General features: G+C 73.2%; 18 protein-coding genes and 2 pseudogenes. 7 read left to right on the forward strand and 13 right to left on the reverse strand.

Features of this window, described 5'->3' with window-relative positions; all coding sequences use genetic code 11:
• Window positions 1-71: 71 nt before the first annotated feature.
• The 4 genes and pseudogenes from MM440_RS17255 to MM440_RS04850 all read right to left on the reverse strand — a co-directional run bounded on the left by MM440_RS17255 (window position 72) and on the right by MM440_RS04850 (window position 2823).
• Entirely contained in the window at window positions 72-467 is a 396-nt protein-coding gene (locus tag MM440_RS17255; protein WP_338155603.1) for a DUF6541 family protein, read from the reverse strand.
• Window positions 466-1947: pseudogene (locus MM440_RS04845) on the reverse strand (DUF6541 family protein); the annotation flags it as partial. The pseudogene MM440_RS04845 and the gene MM440_RS17255, both read right to left, overlap by 2 nt.
• Window positions 1948-1961: 14 nt before the next feature.
• Window positions 1962-2144: pseudogene (locus MM440_RS17575) on the reverse strand (DUF6541 family protein); the annotation flags it as partial.
• A 10-nt stretch (window positions 2145-2154) separates the two neighbouring features.
• A complete protein-coding gene (locus MM440_RS04850; RefSeq protein WP_241442947.1) occupies window positions 2155-2823 on the reverse strand; it encodes a hypothetical protein in 669 nt (222 codons plus the stop codon).
• A 205-nt stretch (window positions 2824-3028) separates the two neighbouring features.
• Here MM440_RS04850 and MM440_RS04855 point away from each other — a divergent pair, with 205 nt between their 5' ends.
• Together MM440_RS04855 and MM440_RS04860 are read left to right on the forward strand one after the other, a co-directional pair.
• The gene (locus tag MM440_RS04855) at window positions 3029-3886 is read left to right on the forward strand and encodes an alpha/beta fold hydrolase (RefSeq protein WP_241442949.1); all 858 of its coding nucleotides are present in this window, start codon (window positions 3029-3031) and stop codon (window positions 3884-3886) included.
• Window positions 3887-3979: 93 nt separating this feature from the next.
• Complete coding sequence (locus tag MM440_RS04860) at window positions 3980-5728, forward strand: AMP-binding protein (protein ID WP_241442951.1); 1749 nt, start codon at window positions 3980-3982, stop codon at window positions 5726-5728.
• Between the two features lie 18 nt (window positions 5729-5746).
• Here the strand turns inward: MM440_RS04860 and MM440_RS04865 are convergent, their stop codons facing one another.
• Genes MM440_RS04865 through MM440_RS04875 form a run of 3 tightly spaced genes read right to left on the reverse strand, consistent with a single transcriptional unit; the run spans window position 5747 to window position 7646 of the window.
• Window positions 5747-6442 carry a peptidyl-tRNA hydrolase gene (locus MM440_RS04865; protein WP_241442959.1) on the reverse strand — a complete coding sequence of 232 codons (696 nt, stop codon included), beginning with the start codon at window positions 6440-6442 and terminating at the stop codon, window positions 5747-5749.
• 38 nt (window positions 6443-6480) lie between these two features.
• Window positions 6481-7143 carry an NUDIX hydrolase gene (locus MM440_RS04870; protein WP_241442961.1) on the reverse strand — a complete coding sequence of 221 codons (663 nt, stop codon included), beginning with the start codon at window positions 7141-7143 and terminating at the stop codon, window positions 6481-6483.
• A gap of 32 nt (window positions 7144-7175) precedes the next feature.
• Window positions 7176-7646 (reverse strand): hypothetical protein, encoded by a 471-nt coding sequence (locus tag MM440_RS04875; protein ID WP_241442963.1) that lies wholly within the window; start codon window positions 7644-7646, stop codon window positions 7176-7178.
• 195 nt (window positions 7647-7841) lie between these two features.
• On the opposite strand from MM440_RS04875, the gene MM440_RS04880 reads away from it, so the two are divergent.
• The 3 genes from MM440_RS04880 (at window position 7842) to MM440_RS04890 (ending at window position 10296) form a co-directional block, all read left to right on the forward strand.
• Complete coding sequence (locus tag MM440_RS04880; protein WP_241442972.1) at window positions 7842-9230, forward strand: putative T7SS-secreted protein; 1389 nt, start codon at window positions 7842-7844, stop codon at window positions 9228-9230.
• Window positions 9227-9553: a hypothetical protein gene (locus tag MM440_RS04885; protein ID WP_241442974.1), complete on the forward strand. Its 327-nt coding sequence runs from the start codon at window positions 9227-9229 to the stop codon at window positions 9551-9553. The genes MM440_RS04880 and MM440_RS04885 overlap by 4 nt, the downstream gene beginning before the upstream one ends.
• A gap of 107 nt (window positions 9554-9660) precedes the next feature.
• A complete protein-coding gene (locus MM440_RS04890) occupies window positions 9661-10296 on the forward strand; it encodes a hypothetical protein (RefSeq protein ID WP_241442976.1) in 636 nt (211 codons plus the stop codon).
• On the opposite strand, the gene MM440_RS04895 is transcribed toward MM440_RS04890, so the two are convergent.
• The 6 genes from MM440_RS04895 to serA all read right to left on the reverse strand — a co-directional run bounded on the left by MM440_RS04895 (window position 10271) and on the right by serA (window position 16878).
• Window positions 10271-11125, reverse strand: a complete 855-nt coding sequence (locus tag MM440_RS04895) for an ATP-binding cassette domain-containing protein (protein WP_241442978.1) — start codon at window positions 11123-11125, stop codon at window positions 10271-10273. The genes MM440_RS04890 and MM440_RS04895 overlap by 26 nt on opposite strands.
• Window positions 11122-12102 carry an ABC transporter ATP-binding protein gene (locus MM440_RS04900; RefSeq protein ID WP_241442980.1) on the reverse strand — a complete coding sequence of 327 codons (981 nt, stop codon included), beginning with the start codon at window positions 12100-12102 and terminating at the stop codon, window positions 11122-11124. The genes MM440_RS04895 and MM440_RS04900 overlap by 4 nt, the downstream gene beginning before the upstream one ends.
• Window positions 12099-12965 carry an ABC transporter permease gene (locus MM440_RS04905; protein WP_241442982.1) on the reverse strand — a complete coding sequence of 289 codons (867 nt, stop codon included), beginning with the start codon at window positions 12963-12965 and terminating at the stop codon, window positions 12099-12101. The genes MM440_RS04900 and MM440_RS04905 overlap by 4 nt, the downstream gene beginning before the upstream one ends.
• A complete protein-coding gene (locus tag MM440_RS04910; RefSeq protein ID WP_241442990.1) occupies window positions 12962-13912 on the reverse strand; it encodes an ABC transporter permease in 951 nt (316 codons plus the stop codon). Before MM440_RS04910 ends, MM440_RS04905 begins: the two co-directional genes overlap by 4 nt.
• Window positions 13913-13948: 36 nt before the next feature.
• A complete protein-coding gene (locus tag MM440_RS04915; protein ID WP_338155604.1) occupies window positions 13949-15523 on the reverse strand; it encodes an ABC transporter substrate-binding protein in 1575 nt (524 codons plus the stop codon).
• Between the two features lie 158 nt (window positions 15524-15681).
• On the reverse strand, window positions 15682-16878 hold the full coding sequence (serA, locus tag MM440_RS04920) for a phosphoglycerate dehydrogenase (protein ID WP_241442992.1): 1197 nt from the start codon (window positions 16876-16878) through the stop codon (window positions 15682-15684).
• Window positions 16879-17126: 248 nt separating this feature from the next.
• Here serA and MM440_RS04925 point away from each other — a divergent pair, with 248 nt between their 5' ends.
• Both MM440_RS04925 and MM440_RS04930 read left to right on the forward strand, forming a co-directional pair.
• On the forward strand, window positions 17127-19745 hold the full coding sequence (locus tag MM440_RS04925) for a PAS domain S-box protein (protein WP_241442994.1): 2619 nt from the start codon (window positions 17127-17129) through the stop codon (window positions 19743-19745).
• A gap of 185 nt (window positions 19746-19930) precedes the next feature.
• Window positions 19931-21745 carry a putative bifunctional diguanylate cyclase/phosphodiesterase gene (locus tag MM440_RS04930; protein ID WP_241442996.1) on the forward strand — a complete coding sequence of 605 codons (1815 nt, stop codon included), beginning with the start codon at window positions 19931-19933 and terminating at the stop codon, window positions 21743-21745.
• Window positions 21746-21750: the final 5 nt, after the last annotated feature.

Consider the following 21750-nt stretch of genomic DNA (forward strand, 5'->3'; position numbering starts at 1 on the left):
CCGCGCTCCCACCGGGTCGCCTCGCGGCCTCGGCCGCCCTCAGCACCCGTGGAGCTCAGCACCTGTGATGGTCAGCACCCCGTGATGCGGTAGACCGTGACGCTCCCCTCGCGACCGATGGGGATCAGGCCCGGCACCCCGGTCAGGCGCCCGAGGTCGTGCAGGCCGGCAAAGCTGACGGCGTTGTTGTGGCCCGGCCAGATGCGGTGGCTGTCATCGACGACGTAGCCGATGTTGAGCCGTCGGGCCGCGGCGCACACCGCGGGGTCGGTGCCGAGGTGCTGGAGCCCGAGGACGAGGAGCATCCGGTCGGGGTCCAGCACGCCGACGAAGTGGTTGACGGCGTTCGGCCGGTCGCTGTAGAGCCCGGCGAACATCGCGCCACCGAACGGGTCGCCGAGGACCCCCTGCCGACCGGCCGGCGTCGCGTCGGCGGCGGTCGCGGGGCCGAGCGTGCACGTCGGCATAGAGCCGCAGCTCGGCGGGTGACACCAGCTCGCTGTCGTAGCCCACCCGCGAGTAGTTCTGCGCCACGACCCGCAGGGCCGAGTGGCTGTCGAAGGGGGCCCGCGCGGCGAGCGCCACGAGCAGCACCACCAGCACCGGGGCCCAACGCCGGACGGCAGGGCCGCCCGACCCGCGTCCACGGGTGGCCAGCCGGGCCAGGACCCCCGAGCGGGCCACGAGGTCTACCAGACCCTCGACGGCGACGGCCGTCAGCAGCAGCGCGGTGAGGGCGAGGACGGGCGGGAAGCGGTACGCGTCGCGGTACCACATCCCCGTGAGCACCGCCGCCGGCAGCCCGGCCGTTGAGCCGGCCAGGACGAACTGGACGCCGGTGAGGACGTGCGCCACGACCAGCCAGCGGTGCCGCCGGATGACCAGCGCCCGCGCCGCGCCGGCGAGGGCGAGGACGCCCAGCACGAGCAGGCCCGGGCTGAGCGGGGTCGCGAGCGTCAGCGCCCGCCAGAGCGCTCCGCCGAAGGTCTGGGTGTTGCGCGAGCCGGCGGCCGCGACCGAGGCACCCACCCGCAGCAGCACGACCAGGCCGACGACCCCCACGACCCCGAGGAGCGCCCAGCCCACGACGACGACCGTGCGCCCGCGCCGCGAGGCCCGCCAGGCCCGCACGCTGAGCCGCCCGAGCACCGCGAGCAGCAGCGGCCCGAGGACGACGACGGCGTTGAGCGCCACCGACGGATGGGCGAAGACGATCGCGAACACGCCGAGCGCCAGCACGATCGCGATGCCGACGACTCCCCCGGTGCCTGGCCGTCGCTCGCCCGCGATCCGGGCAGAGCCGGCCAGCGCGGCGGCCACCAGCCCCGGCAGCAGGGTCAGCCCCATGACGTTGGGCCACAGCGCGCCGAAGGAGAGCAGCAGGTAGGGCATCGACACGACGACCGGCGCGAGCAGCGCCACCGCCCACAGTGCGGCGGCCGACCGCGGCACGAGGGCGCGCACCGCCGCCAGCAGGCCGAGGGGCCACACCAGCGCGGCCAGGGCGAGCACCACGACGTTGGTGGTCACGACCAGGAACTGACCGCTCAGCTGGGTGGCCAGGGCGACGAAACCGTGGAAGCCCACCGGGTAGAACCCGCGAGAGCCGGGTGAGCTCGTCGCGAACACCGTGTCCCACGAGGCGGATCCGGAGGTCAGCACCCGCCAGATGGCGGTGTAGTGGAAGGGCGAGTCGTTGGACTGCTGCGGTCGCCAGGGCTCGCCGATCGCCAGCATGATCGGCACCGCGGTGGCGACGACGGAGACGGTCGCCGCGAGCGCGACGGCGGCGCCACGACCCCACCGCGGGGGCCCGGTCCAGGCCGACGCTCCGGTCGCCGCACCAGCTCGAGCCCTGGCGCGGCGGGCCGACAGCGACCCGACGAGCCGCTGGAGGGCCAGGGTGCCGGCCAGCACGACGAGCAGCACCGCCAGGCACGGCAGCACCGACCAGCGGGGACGCCGAGCACGGCGCAGGCCGCCTGGGCGAGAGCGATGGTGCCGAGGCTGAGCAGCGGCGCGGACGCGACCAGGACCAGCCCACGCAGCCGGGCGGCCCGACCGATAAGCAGGCCGGGGAGCCAGAGCAGCGCGACGACGACGAGAGCCGCGGGTGACGCCTGCAGCCAGGACGTCGTCAGCATGGGTGCTCCCCTAGGCGGTGCGGGTGACCTTGACGGCGGCCCGGTCGGCCGCCTTCTGCTCCGGCGAGCGCGGGTCGTCGTCGACCCCGCACAGGCCACCACAGCCGCCGCACCCGCCACCACCACCACCGCCGCAGCCGCCCCCGCCCGCCTCGGCGGGCTGGGCGTGGGCGGCGTCGAGGTCGGACTGCACCGCCAGGGCGTACTGCTCGGCCAGGGCGGCGGCGGTCGTCGTGACGCCTCGGGTCAGCTGGTCGAGGTCGGCGCCCGCGGCGGCGAGCGCCGGCAGCGCGAGGTTGTCCACGCTCGCGAGGTGGCTGCGGACGGTCACCCGCAGGGCCTGCACGTCGCCGGCCAGCAGGACGATCTCGCCGGGGGTGTTGACCGCGTCGACGAGACCGGCGATCACCCGGTGGGTCGCGACGAGGGCCTGGGCGAGGAGCTCGGCGCCCGGGGCCTTCGCCAGCTCCGGCAGCACCAGCTGCTCGAGCGCCACCAGGTGGGGCACGAGCTGGAACTGCGACCAGGAGCAGAGCGACCCGTGCGCCTCGCCGAAGCCGACGGGGTCCGCAGCACCGATCGCCGCCAGCACGCCGTCGCAGTACTCGTCGAGACCGGCGACGAGCTCGCGGTCGCGGTCGGGCAGGGCTGCGGTAGGGGTGGGGTCTGCGGTGCTCACGAACGGTCTCCTCGACGGGTGGGGCCACGGTCGGCGACCTGGGACGGACGACGGCTCGTCCTCGGGGGCGGCGACCGGATCGGTCTGCCTCGACGATAGTCGCCCCCGCTGACAGACCCTCACCCCACCCACGGTGCGAGCACTCCGGGCACCCCCTTCCCGGGCGGGCCGTGACCCCCCGAGGAGTCGGGTATCGTTCCCGCTCGTGATTGACGTCTACCGGTCAGCGACGGGGCGCGACGAGATTGCGTCCTGGTGCACCCGGACCCTGGACGCGTGGGAGGTCCCGCACACCCGGGATCTGCATGAGGTGCATCCGGTGCTCGGGGACGCGGTGGCCACCCACGTCGTCAAGATCGGCGAGGGCACCCCGGACGTCGTCGTCGTCCCCGGCACCAACTTCTGTGCGGCCAGCTCGCTCGCCCTCGCCGAGGCCGCGGCCAGGCACGGCACGGCCTGGGTCGTCGACGTGCCCGGCCAGCCCGGGCTGTCCAGCCCGCTGCGCTCGCGACGCGACACGACCGCGTGGTACGGCTCCTGGCTCTCCGCCCTGCTCGACGACACCGGGGCGAGCGACCTCACCCTGCTCGGCTACTCCGTCGGCGGCGCGATCGCACTGACCGCCGAGTCCCCGGTCGTGACCCGCCGGCTCCTCGTCGCCCCGGGAGGCATCGTCCCCATCCGGCCGAGCGCCCGGGTGACGGCCGACGCGACCCGGTGGGTCATGCACGCCACCGCGGCCAGCAGCCTCGGGGTGCTGCGGCACATGATGGCCGGCACCGAGCGACCGCCGCAGTGGGCCGTCGAGTGGATGACCATCGTCGGGCGCGCGTGCAAGTCCTCGTTCTCCCCCAAGGCGCTCCCGCAGCACTACCTCGACCGGCTCGCCGGCACCCCCCTCGTGGTCGCCGTCGGCGAGCAGGACACCTTCGTGCCGCCGTCGGCCCTCGCCGCGAGCGCCAAGCGCCGTCTCGGCGTCGACGTGTCGACCATCGCCGGGGTCGGTCACCTGGTGCCGGACGACCGCTGGGCGGCGGTCGTCGACGACCTGTTCCTCGCCTGACGGCGGGCCTCTTCCTCATTGACGACGGGCCGGTGTCCCGCCCGGGCCGCCGGGCACGCAGCGTGACCATCGGTCGCGTTAGTCTTCCCTACGATGTCCGCCCACCTCGTCCAACTGCTCTTCGCCCGGGCCGAGCAACGCCCGGAGTCGGTCGCGCTCCGTCATCAGGTCGGCGGCCGGTGGGTGGAGCAGACCTACGCCGAGATGGCCGCGCAGGTGCGACACGTCGCGCACGGCCTCATCACCGAAGGCGTGGAGCCCGGGGACGCCGCCGTCATCATGGCGAGCAACCGGCCGGAGTGGCTCGTGGCGTTCTACGCGGTCCTCGCTGTCGGAGCCGTCGCGGTGCCGCTCGACCCGCACGGCGCCACGGAGGAGATCGGGACGATCTTTCGCGAGACCGAGGCGCGGGTCGCGTTCGTCTCGGGCGACGCGGCGCTGCGCCACCTGCGGATCCTCTCCGGCCGGCTGCCGTCGGTGCGGCTCGTCGTGTCGTTCGACCAGCTGGGCCAGCCCCGCCGGGTCGGCGGGGTGGACGGCTACGACGAGCTGCCGCTCACCCGCTGGCTGCAGGTCCCGTTCGACCTGGCCACCGCGGCCGAGGCCCGCCGCCGCTCGGAGCACTGGTCGCCGGACGACGTCGCGCTGCTGCTCTACGCCCAGGACAGCACGGGCTACATGCGCGGGGTGGTCCAGTCGCACCGCAACGTCCAGCACCCCATCGACGCGCTGATCGACTCGTTCGACCCCGGTCCCCCGGTGCGCTCGCTCACGATGCTCCCGCTGTCCCAGCCGATCGAGCTGTCGACCTGCCTGCTCACCCTCACCCTCCACGGGCAGGTCACCATCCTCGACGGCGTAGACCGTGCCGCGGCCATGCTCGAGCAGGTCCGTCCCGACATCCTCGTCACGAGCAGCCTGGTGATGCAGCAGGTGCTCACGGCGCTCGGCCTCGCCGGCAGCGGCCGCGCGGGCACCCCAGCCGGTCTGCTCGGGAGGGCCCGCACGCTGGCCGTGGACCGGCGCCAGCAGGCCCGGCTGCGCGACCGCCTCGGCGGCCCCAAGCGCCTGTGCCTGGTGCTCGGCAGCGAGCTCGCGCCGGAGGTCGTCGACTTCCTCACGACGATCGGGATGCGCCCGTTCGTCGTCTGGGGCCGGCCCGAGACCGGCTTCGTGGTCACCGCCAACACGCCGTGGGCCTCCAGCCCGGGCTCGGTCGGGCGGCCGATCGCCCGCACCGAGGTGGTCCTGGACGAGAGCTCGCAGGTCCTGGTGCGCGGGCCGGGTGTCATGCGGGGCTACTACGGGCGCACCCGCGAGACCCAGCAGGCGCTGCGCGACGGCTGGCTGCACACCGGGCAGACCGGTCGGCTGGACGACCAGGGCTTCCTGCACCTCACCTCACGGATGAACGACGTGATCGTCACGGTCCGGCTGGCCTACGTCTCCCCGCGTCCGCTGGAGGCCTCCGTCGAGGCGGGGGCCCTCGTCGCGGAGGCGGTCGTCATCGGCGACGACCGACCGCACCTCACCGTGCTGATCCGACCCGACCTCGCGGCGCTGCGCGAGGCGTTGCCGGAGCTCGCCGAGGTCCCGGAGGACGCGCTCGTCGACGACGACCGGGTGGTGCGTCTCGTCGGCGACCACGTCCGTGCGCTCGGCGTCGACATGCCGGACGACCGGCGGATCCGCGCCTTCCGCCTGGTGGCGGGGACGCTCGGCGGCCCGTCCACGACCATGGCCGGGCTCGGCATGACTCGCCGACAGCGCGCCGAGCAGGACCACGCGGACCTCATCGAGGAGATGTACGCCGGTCTCGAGGTGCGCCGCCCCGGTCCGTGACGGGGCTCGCACGCCCCATCACCAGCGCGCGCGGGTCGTCTCGGTCGGGCCGTCCAGCTCGGTGAACCCCGCATCGATGATGTGCACCGGGGCGTCCTCCCAGTCCGCCCACTCCTGTCGCGTCGGGCGGATCACCTTGAGCCGGAAGCCATCTCGCTGCCACGCGCTGGCCAGATCGGGCGAATCCCGTTGCAGCGCGCGGTAGGCGCGCTGCGCGGCGTGGGCGCACTGGGCGGCGGCCTTGCCGCTCGTCATGTCGACGAGCGGGCTGATCGCGACCGTCACGAGGACCGGGTCCTCGACCGAGCTCGGTTGATCCGCAGGGTAGCTCGTGCCCGACACCTGCAGCGTGTCGATCTCCGGCGGGAGCGGGCGCACCGGACCGGGCACGAACGCGCGGGCCTGCGCGGGCCCCTCGCCCACCGTCACTCCGGGCACGGACTGGGCCTTGTCCCAACGGATTCCGCGCGCGCGTCGCACCAGCTTGCGGATGTGCATCCCCTCCCAGGCGGCTACCGCACCAGCCCACTCACCGTCCACCGCGCGTGGGTCTGCCAGCAGCTCCAGGACCGCGCGGGCGGTGACCTCGCACACCGACATCTCTTGCGGCAGAGCGGACTTGTCGTAGCGCACGGCGATCTGCATCGCCCACGGCACGGCCGCATCTGGCTGCTGCTCCGCGTCCGCCTGCTGCTGCTCCACCTCCGGCTCCACGTCCGACTCCTGCGCAGCGGGACTGCGCGTCGGCTCGGTCACGAGCCCGGTCGCATGACGGGTGGGTGCAGCCGCAGCTGGTCGCCGGCTCGATAGATCATGGCCGGGCGCCCACCACCGCGGGTCGTGCGCTGCCCGGACTCGACGAGGAAGCCGGGGACGCCGGTGACCTTGCGGTGGAAGTTGCGTGGGTCGAGGCGCACGCCCCACACGCGCTCGTAGACCTGGCGCAGCTCCGCGACGGTGAACTCGGGGTCGCAGAAGCTGGTCGCGAGGTTGGTGTACTCGAGCTTGGCGCGGCACCGCTCGACGCCGTCGCGCAGGATCTCGCCGTGGTCGAACGCGAGGGTGCTCGGGTCCACGCTGTCGACCGGCACCCACTCGGCGGACGCGACGTCGACCCCGGCGACGGGCATCGGCAGGTCCGCACCGAACGCGAGCCAGGCCACGGTGACGACGCGCATGCGCTCGTCCCGACCCGGGGTGCCGTAGGTGCGCAGCTGCTCGAGCACGACGTGGTGCGGCTCGACCCCGGCCTCCTCGCGCAGCTCGCGATAGGCCGCGTCCTCGAGGTCCTCGCCGGCCTCGACGAAGCCACCGGGCAGGGCCAGGCGCCCGCGATAGGGGTCCTCGCTGCGGCGCACGAGCAGGACCTCCCAGATGCCCTCGTGCATGGTGAAGACGACGAGGTCGGTCGTCACGCCGAAGGCGGTGGGCGACGTCGGCGGCCGGCTCACGGAGCTCGGCGCAGCAGCACGCGCACCGCGGCGCTGACGACCCGGTCGTCGTCGTCCAGGCCGTCGCCGGGAGGCGTGCCGTCCGGGACGGCGTCGTCGATGGTGACCAGGTAGATGATCGCTCCGCAGAGGACCGCGCGCTCCTCGCGGTCGAAGTGGGCCCACCCGGCCACCAGCGCGCGCAGGTCGTTGGCCAGGGTGATCGACCGGGCCTCGGCGGCGTGGCCCTCGAGGTGCCGGTCGAGCCGATCGAGCCAGCGGGCGAGCTCGGACTCGTCGAGCGGTGTGCAGTGCCCGCCGAGGGACCACCACAGGTCACCGACCTCGTGCTGGAACCGGGCGAGGGGTCCGCCCGGCTCGACGTCGATCACGTCGACGACGGCATCGACGGCATGGACGCCATCGGTGCCGATCGGGAGGCCGCTGCGCCCATGGTCTCGAGGCGTGGCGGGTGGTGTGTTCGTCACGCGTTGCACCTTAGGACATCCACCCGGTCGACGTCTGGGACTTCCGCCCGACGACGGGCCGAGAGATCGACGAGGCTGCTCGCTGACGAAGGACCGCTTTGGCTGTGGATAACCTTCCGCAGCTTCGGTGCGTTCGCTCTACGGTCTTGGCATTCGTTTCCTTATGTTTGCCATCGCTTGGACCAGGAGTAGACCGTGCTGACGTTCGCTGCGCCCCCGGCCGCCGGTGCCGTGCCGCTGCTCGGCACCGGCGCCCCGGCAGCCCTGCAGGGTGACCCCGCCGCAGTGGTGGCGCTGGCGGGTCGCTGGCGGCAGGTGGCGGTGGCCCTGGTGCACGCGGCCCAGTCGGTCGCGCGGGTGTCCACCCCCTCGTGGGACGGCCCGGCATCGGTCGCGGCGGGCACGGGGCTGGACGCGCTCGGGCCTGGCCTCGCCGGTGCGGCCCAGCTGCTCGGCGCCGCCGCCGACGCGCTGACCCGGCACGCCGCCGTCCTCGAGTCCGCCCAGCAGGACACCCGGCGCGCCGTCGCTCTCCACGAGGACGGCGTCCAGGCCACCGCCCACGCCGCCGCGACCCTGGACGCGAGCCACCCCGACGGGCTACGGCTGCTGACCGGGGCTCAGGAGCTCGCACTCTCCGCCGCGCACGACGGCGCCCTCTCCACGTTCCCGTTCGCCACCGACCCCGGGGCACCGATGCGTGCGGCTGCCGCAGCCCTCGCGGGCGAGGCCGCCGCGCGGGCCGCCCGGTCCGCCGCCGAGACCGCCGCGACCCTGCTAGGCCTGGCCTCGGTGGCACCTCGGGCACCCCGCCTGCCCGAGGTGCCCACCGTGGCAGACGGCTTCGGCCAGGTGCTCGACGCCGCGGGTCTGGTGCCCGTCGTCGGCAACGTCGCGGACCTCGCGAACCTGCCGCTGCAGCTGGGCCAGGGCCGCACGGCGGATGCGGTGATCACGGCGGTGGGCCTGCTGCCCGGCCTGGGCGACGCCGTCCAGGGGAGTCGTCAAGGCGCCCGGGTGCTGGAGCGCGAGGCCGGCGACTGGATGCCAAGCCCCGAGCAGCTCCAGGACCTGTCACCGGCCGGCTCGGCGGGGTTCGACCCCGTGACCCGGAAGGTGGCGCACCTGCCGTTCCCCAAGGTCCAGCGGGCGGCGGCACGTGTCGAGATCGCCGAGCGGTGGGGGCAGCTGTGGCGCGAGGGAGCCTTCCTGCGGGTGAACCCGTCGCGCGAGCGGCACATCCGCGACGGCGAGCTGCGCCGCGGCCGCGACGGCCAGCCCGACTGGTCCGGTGGCCACTGCCCGCCGCCGCGCCCCAAGAAGTCGCTCTTCCCCGCCGAGTGGTGCGCCGGTGACCTCATGGGTGCCGTCGAGGCCCTCACCCTCTCCCCCGACGCGAGCTGGACGTGGGCGAGCACGCTGCGCGGGCGCGACCGGTTCCGGGTCGAGGGCCGACTCGACGGTCGGCTGGTGCGGGTCGTCGTCGAGCCCGCCGGCGAGGGCATCATCACCGCCCACCCGCTCGAGGTCATCCCGTCCACCGGCCGGCGACGCACGACACCGCGGGTGGTGAGCGCGCCGTGATGATCCGCGTCGACACGACCGAGCTCGACGCCGCCGCGGCGGCGCTGCGCGAGACGGGTCTCGCGCTCGCCCACGAGGGCGACGGGCTGGGCGCGACCCGCTGGCAGACCGGCTGCGTCGGTGACGGCGCTCTGGCGGCGGCTGTCGAGACCTTCGCCGGCTCCTGGACGGTGGGCCTCGGCGCCCACGCCGAGGACGTGCGCCGCGTCGCGGACGCGCTGACGGCCGCCGCGCTCGGCTACGACGTCGCCGAGCGTGCCGCCGAGGGAGCGTTCGACCGCCCGCCGACCACGCCGCCCGGCCCGGCCACCGTCACCCACTGACCCGTCACCCACTGACCCGTCACCCACTGACCCAGCAACCACCCATCCACCGACCCATCAGCCACCCATCAACCGACCCAGAACCCTTCAGTCACCAGGAGATTCCCATGGCTCGCACCCTTCCCGTCGTCCAGCCCGGCGACCCGTCCCTCACCCCGGGGACCAGCATCGACGTCGTCGACGAGTGGGTCGGCGCCGTCGGCCGCGCCACCGCACCGCACGGCAGCCGGGTGCACCCCGGCGGCCACGGTCGCGTGACCTTCCCCGAGGGCTACGACCAGGCCGCGATCGACCAGCTGCTGCTGGAGGTGACGATGTCTCCGGCCAGCCGCTGGGACGTGCTCGTCATGGCGTCCGACGCGCCGCCCGGGGGCCACCACATCCTGCTCGTGCACGGCCGGTCCCGGGGGCTCGACGTCAGCGTCATGATCGAGCCCGACGGCCGGGGCATCCTGGACGGGTGGCCGACGATCCCCCCGGGCGTGGTGCCCGAGGGCACCGGGCTGAGCCGGCTGATGCGCCGCTTCTGGGGCGCTCCCCTGGAGGACTCCGAGCCCGAGTTCGTCGGCCTCGACGAGGTGCTGCTGTCGGGTGAGCTGCGGACGGCGCAGTCGCTGCTGATGTGCCTGCACCACGGGCTCCTGTCGCCCGCCGACGTCCACGTCATCGACGCGATGTGCCGCCGCCTCGACCTCGACGACGAGCTGGACCTTCTGCTCAGCCGACCCCACGCTCTTCGGTGAGCGCGCGGCGGACGCTCGGCACGGCCGCCACGAGCGCCTTCGTGTAGTCGTGCCGAGGGTGGGTGTAGACCTGCTCGGTCGGGCCCTCCTCGACGATCCGACCTCGAGTCATCACGACCACCCGCTCGCACACGTGGCGCACCACCGACAGGTCGTGCGACACGAACACCAGGGTGAGGTCGAGGTCTGCGACGAGGCGTTCGACGACGTTGAGCACCTGCGCGCGCACGGACACGTCGAGGGCCGACACGGGCTCGTCGGCGAGCAGCACCTGCGGCCTCGGCGCGAGCGCCCGCGCGATCGAGATCCGTTGGCGCTGACCGCCGCTGAACATGTGGGGGTAGCGCTCGGCCGCCTCGGCGTCGAGCCCCACGGCCTCCAGCAGCTCAGCGACGCGAGCCCGGTGGTCACCCTCGACCCGCAGCCCGACGAGCGGCTCGGCGATGATGTCGCCGACCCGCATGCGGGGGTCCAGCGAGCTCATCGGGTCCTGGAAGACGACCTGCAGCCGGCGGCGCAGCCAGGCCAGGTCGCGGTCGCTGCCGGTGACCTCGCGACCCTCGACGCGGACCCGCCCGGAGGTGGGTCGGTGCAGCCCCGCGACGATCCGCAGCAGGGTGGACTTGCCGCACCCGGACTCGCCGACGATGCCGAGCTTCTCGCCGCGGTGGACGGTCAGGCTGACGCCGTCGAGCGCGGTCACGGACGCGGCTTTCCCGAACAGTCCGCTGCGCGGTCGCCCGTAGACCCGCCGCACGTCCTCGACCTCGATCACCGGCTCCCCCTGCGGCGGCTGCGCGCTGCCCTGCAGGTCCACCGTGCTGCTCACGTGATCACCTCCGACTGCGCCGGGTGCCAGCAGGCGTAACCCGGCCCGTGCGGCGCACCCGTCCACGGCGGCTCCGCCCGGCACTGGTCGGTGGCCTTCCAGCAGCGGCTGCGGAAGACGCACCCCTCGGGGAACCGTCCGGCGGCCGGCACCGACCCGGCGATGGCCCGCAGCTGGCCGCTGTGCGGGTCGACGGCCAGGTCGGAGGCGGCCAGCAGACCCTGGGTGTAGCGGTGCCGCGGACGCCGGAACACCTCGTTCACCGGCCCGGCCTCGACGATCCGCCCGCCGTACATCACCGCCACCTGCTCGCACACGTTGGCCACCACCGCGAGGTCGTGGGTGATGAACAGCATCGCCGCGTCACGCTCCTCGACGCCGCGCACGAGCAGGTCGAGCACCAGCTGCTGCACCGTGACGTCGAGGGCGGTCGTGGGCTCGTCGCAGATCAGCAGCGCGGGGTCGTTGGCGAGCGCGATGGCCAGGACGACGCGCTGCCGCTGACCGCCCGAGAGCTGGTGCGGGTAGGCCCGGACGAGCGCCTTGGGGTCCGGGAGCCGGACGGCCTCGAGCAGCTCGATCGCGCGGTCGGCGGCCGCGGCCCGCGACGGCTGGGTGTGGTGGATCAGCATGGCCTCGGCGACCTGGTCCCCGATCCGCATGGTGGGGTTCAGCGCGGTCATCGGCTCCTGGAAGACCATGGCGACGTCCCGGCCACGCACCCGCGCCAGCTCGCGCTCGGGCGTGCCGAGCAGCTCGCGCTCCCCCAGCCGCACCGAGCCGGTGGCCTGGACGTTGTCGGGCAGCAGCCCCATGATCGCGAGCGAGGTGATGGACTTGCCGGAGCCCGACTCCCCGATCAGCCCGACCCGCTCCCCGCGCCCGATCGTGAGGTCTACGCCGCGCAGCAGCTCGACCGACCGCGTGCGGATCGTGAGGTCACGCACGCGCAGGACCGGGTCCACGACGGTGCTCATCGGCGCTCCTTCAGCCGCGGGTCCAGCCGGTCGCGCAGGCCGTCGCCGAGCAGGTTGAAGCCGAGGACGGCGAGGGCGATGGCCGCGCCCGGCACCCACGCGAGCCGGGGGGCGACGAAGAGCAGCTCCTGGCTCTCCTGCAGCATCCGCCCCCACGACGGCACGTCGGGCGGGGTCCCGAGCCCGAGGAAGGACAGCGCCGCCTCGGCCAGGATCGCCATCGCGAACGCGACCGACGCCTGGACGATGATCAGCGAGGAGACGTTCGGCAGCACGTGCCGCACGGCGATCGCCGGCGCCGACAGGCCGCAGGAGCGGGCCGCGAGCACGTAGTCCGAGCGCAGCACGCCGAGCGCCCCCGAGCGGGTCACCCGGGCGAAGGTCGGGATGCCGGCGATGCCGATGGCGATCATCGCGGTGAGGGTCGAGCCGCCGTAGACCGCGCTGAGCATGATCGCGAGCAGCAGGGCCGGGAAGGCGAGGACGAGGTCGCCGAGGCGACCGACCAGCTCGCCGAGCCACCGCGGGCCCATCGCACCGAGGATGCCGAGCGGCACCCCGACGAGCACCGACAGACCGACGGCGACGACGCCGACGAAGACCGTGGTGCGCGCGCCGACCATGATCCGCGAGAGCTCGTCGCGACCGAACTTGTCGGTGCCGAGCAGGTGCTCGCCGGACGGCCCCTGCAGCCGGTGCAGCCCGTCGATCAGGCCGGGGTCGTACGGCGTCCAGACGAAGGAGACGAGCGCCAGCAGCACGACCACGCCCGTGAGCGCGCAGCCGACGAGCAAGGTGCCGGGATAGCTGCGGTCGCCGGCGAGGTCCGGCGCGGGGCCGCCCGGTGCGGTGAGGTCGCTCACGCGTCCCCCAGCCGCAGGCGCGGGTCCAGCACGACGTAGAGCACGTCGACGAGGAGGTTGACCAGCAGCACGGCGGCGACCAGCACCATCACCACGTCCTGGACGACGAGCAGGTCGCGGTTGCCGACGGCGTCCAGCAGCAGCGAGCCGAGGCCGGGGATCACGAACACCCGCTCCACCACGACCGCGCCGACGAGGGTGGTCGCCAGCTGCAGCCCGAGCACGGTGACGACCGGGACGGCGGCGTTGCGCAGCCCGTGCCGCCACAGCGCCTGGGCGGGCCGCAACCCCTTGGCCCGCGCGGTGCGCAGGTAGTCCTCGCGCAGCACGTCGAGGACGGCGCTGCGGACGTAGCGGGTGAGCACGGCGCCCTGCACGAGCCCGAGGGCGAGCGCGGGCAGCACGAGCTGCCGCACGAACATGACGGGGTCGACGGCCGGTGGCGTCCACCCGTTGGCGGGCAGCCAGCCGAGGCGCACCGCGAAGATGGTGATGAGCAGGATGCCCGCGAGGAACGCCGGGACGGCGACCCCGAGCTGGGCGAGCGCCGAGAGCACCACGCCGATCGGGCGGCGGTGGCGCACCGCCATCCACACGCCGAGCGGCACCGCCACGACCACGGCGACGACCATGCTCGCGAGCACCAGGATGAGCGAGACCTGCAGCCGGTCCGCGAGCTGGGGGCCGATCTGTGCCCCGCTCACGTAGCTCGTGCCGAGACGTCCGGTGAGCAGGCCGCCGATCCACGAGGCGTACTGCACCGGCAGCGGCCGGTCCAGCCCGAACTCGTGCCGCAGCTGGTCCACCGCGGCGTCGGAGGCGTCGGTGCCGAGGGCGACGCGGGCCGGGTCGCCGGGCAGCAGGACCATGAACGCGAACACGACCACGGTGCTCACCGCCAGCGAGGCGACGAACACCGCGAGGCGACGCAGGACCGTGCCGACCATGGTGAGCGGGAGTCTACGACCTGGGTCGATGCCGACCTAGGACCGCGAGAGCTTCCCGAGGTCGAGGTACTCCCCGATCGCGTTCTTGGGCAGACCGGTGATGTCCTTGTCGGCGACGACGAGGTTCGGCATGAGGAACAGCCAGTCGGCGGCCGCGTCCTCGGCGACCAGCCGGGCGGCCTTCTTCATGTCCGCGACCTGGGTCGCCTGGTCACCTTCGTCGGCGGCGACGAACAGGTCCTGCACGGCCAAGTTGTCGTAGCGCGTGTAGTACGTCGGGTCGCCGAACAGCCGGCTGATGTCGCGCGGCTCGACGTGCGCGACGATCGACATGTCGTAGTCGGCCTGGCCGAACACCGACGTCAGCCACTGCGGGAACTCCAGCTGGTCGATGGTGACCTTGAGGCCGGACTGCTCGACCATCGACTTCACGACCTGGCCGCAGCTGGTGGCGTAGGGCGCGGCCGGCAGGCGCAGGCGCAGCGTCTTGCCGGCAGCCCCCGCCTCGTTGACGAGCGCCTTGGCCTTGGCGAGGTCGTAGGGCATCACCGACGTGAGGTCCTCGTACCACGGGTCGGTGGGGGGGACCATCGAGCCGATCAGCGTGCCCTTGCCGCTCCAGCACGTGTCGAGCAACGTCTTGTGGTCGATCGACTGGCGGATCGCCTGACGAACTCGCTTGTCCGTCAACGGTGCTCGCGAGTTGTTGAAGGACAGCACGACCTCGCCGTTGGTGGTGCCCTCGATGACCTGGTACTTCGGGTTGGAGGTGAACTGCGCCAGGCTGTCCGGCGCCTGGACCGTGCCGATGATGTCGATCGTGCCGGTCAGCAGCGCATTGTTGAGCGCGGTGGCGTCCTTGAAGTACTTGAGCGTCGCGGTCGCGAAGTGCGCCTTGGTCCCCCAGTAGGAGTCGTTGCGGTTCAACGTGATCGAGTCGCCGCGCTTCCAGGTGCCCATCGTGTAGGGCCCGGTGCCGATCGGCTTGGTGGCGAGGTCCGCGACGCCGGTGGTCGAGAACATCGCGCCGACGCGTGTCGTCATCGCGTAGAGCCAGGAGTTGCTCGGGCGGGTCAGCGTCACCTTCAGCTCGGTTGGCGACACGGCCTCGGCCGACGCGACCACGTCCATCGCCTTCTTGACGCCGACGGTCCAGCTGGTCTTGACCTGGTTGATCGAGAACACCGCGTCGGCCGCCGTGAACTTCGCTCCGTTGCTGAAGGTTGCGTTGTCCACCAGGGAGAACGTGTAGGTCTTGCGGTCCGGGCTCACCGTCCAGCTCTTGGCGAGCTGGGGGACGATCGTGCCGCTCTCGTCGAGCGTGACGAGGTTCTGGTAGACGTTGCCGAGCAGGGCCTGCGGGATGGCCGCGCCGTCCTTCTTGGTGAAGTCCAGGCTGACCGGCTCGAGGACGAGGCCGATGCCCACGGCGTCCGAGCCGGCGGCCGCTGCGCCGGTCGCGCCGGACGCGGCGGACCCGGACGGGTTGGCGGTGGAGCCGGCCGAGCAGGCGGCGAGCGCGAGGGCGCTACCGAGGGCGAGGCCGGCAGTGGCGAGACGGGCCGAGCGGGTCATCAGGACTCCCGGGTCGGGGTGTGCCCGGTGCGGCACCGGGCCAGGGTCGCCACATCCTATGCAGTCCCGCACCGTGCTCGGGCGCCCCGCGAGCCCCCCGGCAGCCGATTGTGCACAACACTGTGACCAACGGCGCTCCCACCCGCGTGGTTCGTAGGCCGGAGCAGGCGGGCATGACTGCGTGGGCCGGTGGCTCAGCCGAGCACGCGCAGCCGGATGGTCTCGTCGAGGTCGCGGATCTGCGCCACGACCTCGGGGGTGAGGCCGGACGCGATGTCGGTGGCGACGTAGCCCACCTGGCCACGGGTCGCGAGCAGCTGGCCGTCGATGTTGACGCCGTGGTCGCCGAGGATGTTGTTGATCTTGGCGAGCACACCCGGCAGGTTCTGGTGGAAGTAGGAGAGCCGGTGGTCTCCCGGCACCTGCGCGAGGGCCACGGTCGGCGCGTTGACCGACAGGCTGGTGGTGCCGAGCTGGACGAAGTCGCGCAGCTTGCCGGCGACGAACCGGCCGATGTCGGCCTGCGCCTCCTCGGTCGAGCCCCCGACGTGCGGGGTGAGGATGACGTTGGGGATGCCCTGCAGCGGCGAGGTGAACTGGTCACCACGCTTCTTGGGCTCGGTGGGGAACACGTCGACGGCCGCACCGGCGATGTGGCCGGAGCGGAGGTTCTCGGCGAGGGCGACGTCGTCGACGAGGAAGCCGCGCGAGAGGTTGAGGAACAGCGAGCGCGGCCGCATCCGGGCGAACTGCTCGGCGCCGAAGAAGCCGGCGTTGCCGAGGCGCCCGTCGACGTGCAGCGTGACGCACTCGACGCTCTCGAGCAGCTCGTCCAGCGAGCCGCACCGCTTGGCGTTGCCGAGGGCGAGCTTGTCGTCGATGTCGTAGAAGTAGACCTCCATGCCGAGCATCTCCGCGACGACCGACAGCTGGGAGCCGATGTTGCCGTAGCCCACGATGCCGAGCTTGCGGCCGCGGATCTCGTGCGAGTGGGTGGCCTGCTTGTTCCACTCGCCGCGGTGCATGGCCTGGTCCTTCTCGGTGAGCCGGCGCGCCATCGAGATGATCTCGGCGACGGCCAGCTCCACGACCGAGCGGGTGTTGGAGAACGGTGCGTTGAAGACCGGGATGCCTCGCTCGGCAGCGCCCTCGAGGTCGATCTGGTTGGTGCCGATGCAGAACGCGCCGACCGCCATCAGGTCGGGGGCCTGCTCGAGCACGGTGCGCGTGACGAAGGTGGTGGAGCGGATGCCGAGGACGTCCACTCCCTGCAGCGCCTCGATCAGCTCGGACTCCTCGAGGGCCCCGGTGCGGGTCTCCACCTCGATCCCTGCGGACTCGAGCGCCTGGACGGCCAGCGGGTGGATGTTTTCGACGAGGAGGGCCTTCATGGCGGCCATCCTCTCAACCTCTTGAGGGCCGCTCCGACGTCGTCCGTGATACGAACCGCCGGCCGAGACTGCTGCATCGCTTTGCCGGACTACGACACTCATCGACCGAATTGCTCCTATATTGACTGAGAGCGACGTTTCATCACGGTGCGCCACCATTTCGTCGCGCACTCGCTCGCACCGCACCCGCTCTACGCCATCGCTCACCACCGCTCACCGCCATCGCTCACTCGCCCGAGGACCATCAGATGCCGTCGGCTGCCACCGTCGTTGCCTGCGCCCGCCGCGCGAAGGACCTGCTCAGGGTCCTCGTCACCGCGACCGGCGCCGTGCGCGACTGCGCCCTGCCCGCGCTGCTGGACGTCCTGTGCGAGCAGGTGGTCGACCTGACCGGCGCCGAGGAGGTGCTGGTGAGCACGGTGCGCATCGACTCCCCCGTCGGTTGGCGGGTCGCCGCGCGAGCGGGGAGCGCGACCCCCACCTGGCACGTGGGCAGCCCGGTGCCCGACGACAGCCCGCTCGTCACGGCGGAGCCGCCGGTGCACCCCGACGACGAGACCGCCGGGTCGCTCGCGGTCGTCCCGCTGGGCCCGACCGACGCGCCGCACGGGATGTTGGCGCTCCGCCACGAGGCTGCGGGGATCTTCCCCGACCACGTCGTCGCAGCCGTCCGCGTCCTGGTGGCCGTCGCCGACGAGCGCCTCGCCGGCACGGTGGAGGCCCTGCGCGGCCGCCGCGCGGACGGACCGGTCCTGGACACGCTGGACGAGGCGATCCTCGTGCTCGACGGCCTCACCTTCGCGGTGCAGGTGGCCAACCGCGCCGCGCACCAGCTGGGCGTCGTCGAGCTGGTGCGCGTCCTCGTCGACGGCCGCGGTGCGACGGCGGGCGAGCTCGTCGACGCCCACGGCCGGCCCATGCCGCTGGACCGCACCCCCGTAGCCCGTGCGGTCGCCCTCGGTGTCGCGGTCCGGGACGCCGTCGTGAAGGTGCGGCGACCGGGCTACCCCGAGCGGTGCTTCGGCGTCACGGCCACGCCCGTCACGCGCCCCGGCTCCGGCGAGGTGATGAGCATCGTCTGTCGGGTCCGCGACGTGGCCGAGGAGCGCCGCTCGCGCGCCCGGGCCGAGGACCCGGCCGAGCGCCTCGCGGCGGCGCAGCGGATGAGCGGGCTCGGCTGGTGGGAGTACGACGTCGCCACCAACACCACCCTGGTCTCCCGCGAGGTCCGCGAGATCGCGGGCATGGATCCCGACGACACGACACCCGACCACGGCACCTGGCTCGCTCGCATCCACCCCGACGACCGGTCCCTGCTCGACTGGGGACGACTGCAGGGCGACGGCCGACCCGAGGTCGAGGTCTTCCGCGTCGTGCGTCCCGACGGCACGCTGCGAGTCGTGCAGAGCTGGACCGCAAGGGAGTTCGACGACCACGGGAGTCTGCGGCGGGTCTCCGGCGCGACCTTGGACGTCACGGATCGCGACCGGGCGCTGGCCGCGCTGGCAGACACCGAGGACCAGTTCCGGTCGGCGTTCGACGAATCCCCCATCGGCATGATGCTGCTCGACCTGCGCGGCGAGCAGCCCGGCCGGCTGCTCCGCGTCAACTCGGCCCTGGTCGACCTGCTCGGCCACGACCACGAGGACCAGCTGCTGGGCCAGAGCATCGACACCTGGACCGCGTGGCAGGTGCTGCCCGACGAGCTCGACCGGCTGCAGCGGCTGGCGTCGGGCGAGCTGGTGACCGCGACGTACGAGACGCGCTGCCGCCGCCGTGACGGCTCGGTCTTCCCGGCTCTCGTGACGGCCGCCGTGTCCGGTCTGGGGTCGGGGCGGCCGCTCCTGCTCAACCACGTCGTCGACCGCACCGAGCAGGTCGAGGCGACGCGGCGGGCGGCCCGCGGCGAGGAGATGTTCCGGGCCGCCTTCGACCACGCGCCCACAGGGATGCTCGTGCTCTCGGGCGACCCGGCTCGCCCCGGGCGGGTGCTGCGGGTCAACCAGGCGCTCGCCGACCTGATGGGCTGCACCGCCGAGGAAGCCGTGGGTGTCGACATCGGCCGCTTCCTCGAGGCCGGCGACCGGGAGCCGGCGGCCGCCAACCTGAGCCGCCTCGCCCGGGGTGGCGTCGGCCCGGGTCCCACGCACCGCCGGCTGCTGCGGATCGACGGCACGGTGCGTGACGTGCTCGCCACGTCGACCCGGCTCGGGCCACCCGCTCCTGGCGAGCCGGCCCAGATCCTCACGCACGTCATGGACATCACCGGCCAGCTCGAGCAGCAGCGCAAGCTCGAGCAGCTCGCGCTGAGCGACCCGCTCACCGGCGTGGGCAACCGCGAGCAGCTCGAACGGTGGTTGGCCGAGGCCGTCACGCGCCCGCGACCGGGCACGACAGCCCTGCTGCTGATGGACCTCGACCGCTTCAAGCTGCTCAACGACACGCTCGGGCACGCGGCGGGGGACGCGCTGCTGCGCCGCATCGGCCGCGGCCTCGCCGCCGCCGGCGAGCACCGCTGGCGGACAGCACGGTTCGGCGGGGACGAGTTCGTGGTGCTGGTCGACGGGCTCGCGGACGGCGAGGCGGGCGAGCAGGCTGCGGCCGTCGTGGCGCGTGAGCTCCTCGATCTCGTCACGGCCGCGCGCGGCGCGAGGAGCGGCCCGGAGCTCGGCGTGTCGGCCACCGTGGGTGTGGCGTTGGTCACTCCCGAGGACGACGAGACCGCGCTGCTGCGCCGGGCCGACCTCGCGCTCTACGCGGCGAAGGCGGACGGGCGGAACCGCTTCCAGCTGTGCGACGCAGCACTGCTGCGCCGGATGGAGGGCCGGATGCGCCCTGCCCCGACCCTGCGCTCGGCCGGCGACTGAGCCCCGGTAGAGCTCTCGGCACCGGTGGGTGACCCGCGGAAAGCTCCACGCAGCGCTCCCCCGAACAGGTGTGACAAATACACACGAACGGAGCAAAGGTTGTAGCCTCAAGTGCCCCGGTGTGGCCGGGAGTGGCTGAGCTGCCCAACAGATGGGCGGGTGAGACTGGGAGGATCGTGGCCGGCGTGACCGCGTGGCAGTCGACGGGAGGTCGGACGTCGGGCACACCGCACTGGAGCGACACCCGGCGCTTCGACCTCGTCGCCCGGATCGCGTCCGGCATCGCGCGCTTGCGATGGCGAGGCCTGCCACCACTCGGGTCGCTGGACGCCCTCACCGACGGCATCTTCGTGATGCGCGCGCGGGATGGCCGGGTGGTCTACGCGAACCGGACGGCGCGCGAGCTCGTCCTCATGGCGAGCGCGCACCGGTCGATCAACCGGGTCGACCAGATGCCGTTCGAGCTGACGACCCCGGAGGGAGTCGTCGTGCCGCTGCCCCGCACCCCGGCGCTGCGAGCCGCGCGGGGTGAGACGGTCATCGACGAGATCTGCGTCCTCACCGACCAGGAGCACGGGCAGCCCGAGCGGTGGATGGCGATCACGGCGGTCCCCATCACCAGCCCCCTGACGCGACAGGTCAGCTCGGTGGTCTGTCGGATGCGCGACTGCACCGCCGAGCGCGAGTCCGTGGAGCACCAGCTCGAGCTCGGGCGACGCCGGCACGAGCTCGTCGTCGAGACGATGGCCCTCACCGACCCGCTGACCCAGCTCGGCAACCGGGCCCAGGTCACCCGCTGGGCCCACGAGATCGGGGCGCAGCCGCGCACCGGGGTCACCGCGCTGCTGCTGCTTGACCTCGACGCGTTCAAGACGTTCAACGACAGCCTGGGTCACGGCGCGGGGGACGCGCTGCTGCTCGAGGTGGCCGACCGGCTGCGTGCGCTGCGGCGTCCGGGGCTGCGGGTGGCCAGGCTGGGTGGCGACGAGTTCGTCGTGCTGGCCGAGGATCTCAGCGACCAGCAGGCCGCCGAGCAGCTCGCCGCCGAGCTCGTCCGCGACCTCTCGATCACCCACCACAGCGCCTCCGGCATGCAGGTGCTCACCACGGTCAGCGCCGGCATCGCCCTGGCCGGCCCCGACCAGCCGGTCGTCGCGGACGAGCTGCTGCGCACGGCCGACCTCGCGCTCTACGCCGCCAAGAAGGGGGGCCGACGACGCTGGGTCGTCGGGGACGCCGTGCTCGTCGAGGAGGTCCAGGCGCGCCTGGTGACCGAGCAGGCCGTGCGTCGCGCCGTCGAGTCCGGGGCGCTCGTGCTCTATCTGCAGCCGATCGTGGATCTCACGACGTCCGGCACCGTCGGCTACGAAGCGCTGGTGCGGCTGCTCACCACGTCGGGCGAGCTGCTCAGCCCGGAGCACTTCCTCGGGATCGCCTCGGAGACCGGGCTGATCACGGACATCGACCGGTGGATGATCCACGAGGCCGCGCGCATCGTGGCGCGCCACCCCGAGCTCGTCGCCAGCGGGCGCAAGATCTGCGTCAACGTCTCGAGCCGGACCTTCGCCTCCCCCGACTATCCGTCCGTCGTGCGGGAAGCCTTGTCCCGCAACGGGATCGATGGCTCCTCGCTGGTGCTGGAGATCACCGAGCACAGCCTGCTGCACGACGAGCCGCAGATCCACGAGGCCATCACCGCGGTCAACGAGGCCGGGCTCGAGATCGCGGTCGACGACTTCGGCACCGGCTACTCCGCGCTGGCCTACCTGCGTCTGTTTGCCGTGCACCGGCTCAAGCTCGATATCTCCTTCGTCGCCGCGCTCGCAGACGCCGACGGGGTCGCCGCCTCGACGGTGCGCGCGATCATCTCGGTGGCCCACGCCCACGGCCTGGTCGTCACCGCCGAGGGGGTCGAGCACCGGTGGCAGGCAGAGCTGCTCCGGGCGATGGGTTGCGACCACGCCCAGGGCTACTGGTTCGGCCACCCCGTGCCGGCCTGATCGGG

This window comes from Arsenicicoccus piscis (genome assembly GCF_022568835.1).
In the GTDB taxonomy this organism is placed as follows: domain Bacteria; phylum Actinomycetota; class Actinomycetes; order Actinomycetales; family Dermatophilaceae; genus Arsenicicoccus; species Arsenicicoccus piscis.

Coding starts and splice junctions, on each gene's coding strand:
- MM440_RS17255 (WP_338155603.1), bottom strand. CDS start 467: ATGCCGACGTGCACGCTCGGCCCCGCGACCGCCGCCGACGCGACGCCG.
- MM440_RS04860 (WP_241442951.1), top strand. CDS start 3,980: ATGTCCGCCCACCTCGTCCAACTGCTCTTCGCCCGGGCCGAGCAACGC.
- MM440_RS04890 (WP_241442976.1), top strand. CDS start 9,661: ATGGCTCGCACCCTTCCCGTCGTCCAGCCCGGCGACCCGTCCCTCACC.
- MM440_RS04900 (WP_241442980.1), bottom strand. CDS start 12,102: ATGAGCACCGTCGTGGACCCGGTCCTGCGCGTGCGTGACCTCACGATC.
- MM440_RS04910 (WP_241442990.1), bottom strand. CDS start 13,912: ATGGTCGGCACGGTCCTGCGTCGCCTCGCGGTGTTCGTCGCCTCGCTG.
- serA (WP_241442992.1), bottom strand. CDS start 16,878: ATGAAGGCCCTCCTCGTCGAAAACATCCACCCGCTGGCCGTCCAGGCG.
- MM440_RS04925 (WP_241442994.1), top strand. CDS start 17,127: ATGCCGTCGGCTGCCACCGTCGTTGCCTGCGCCCGCCGCGCGAAGGAC.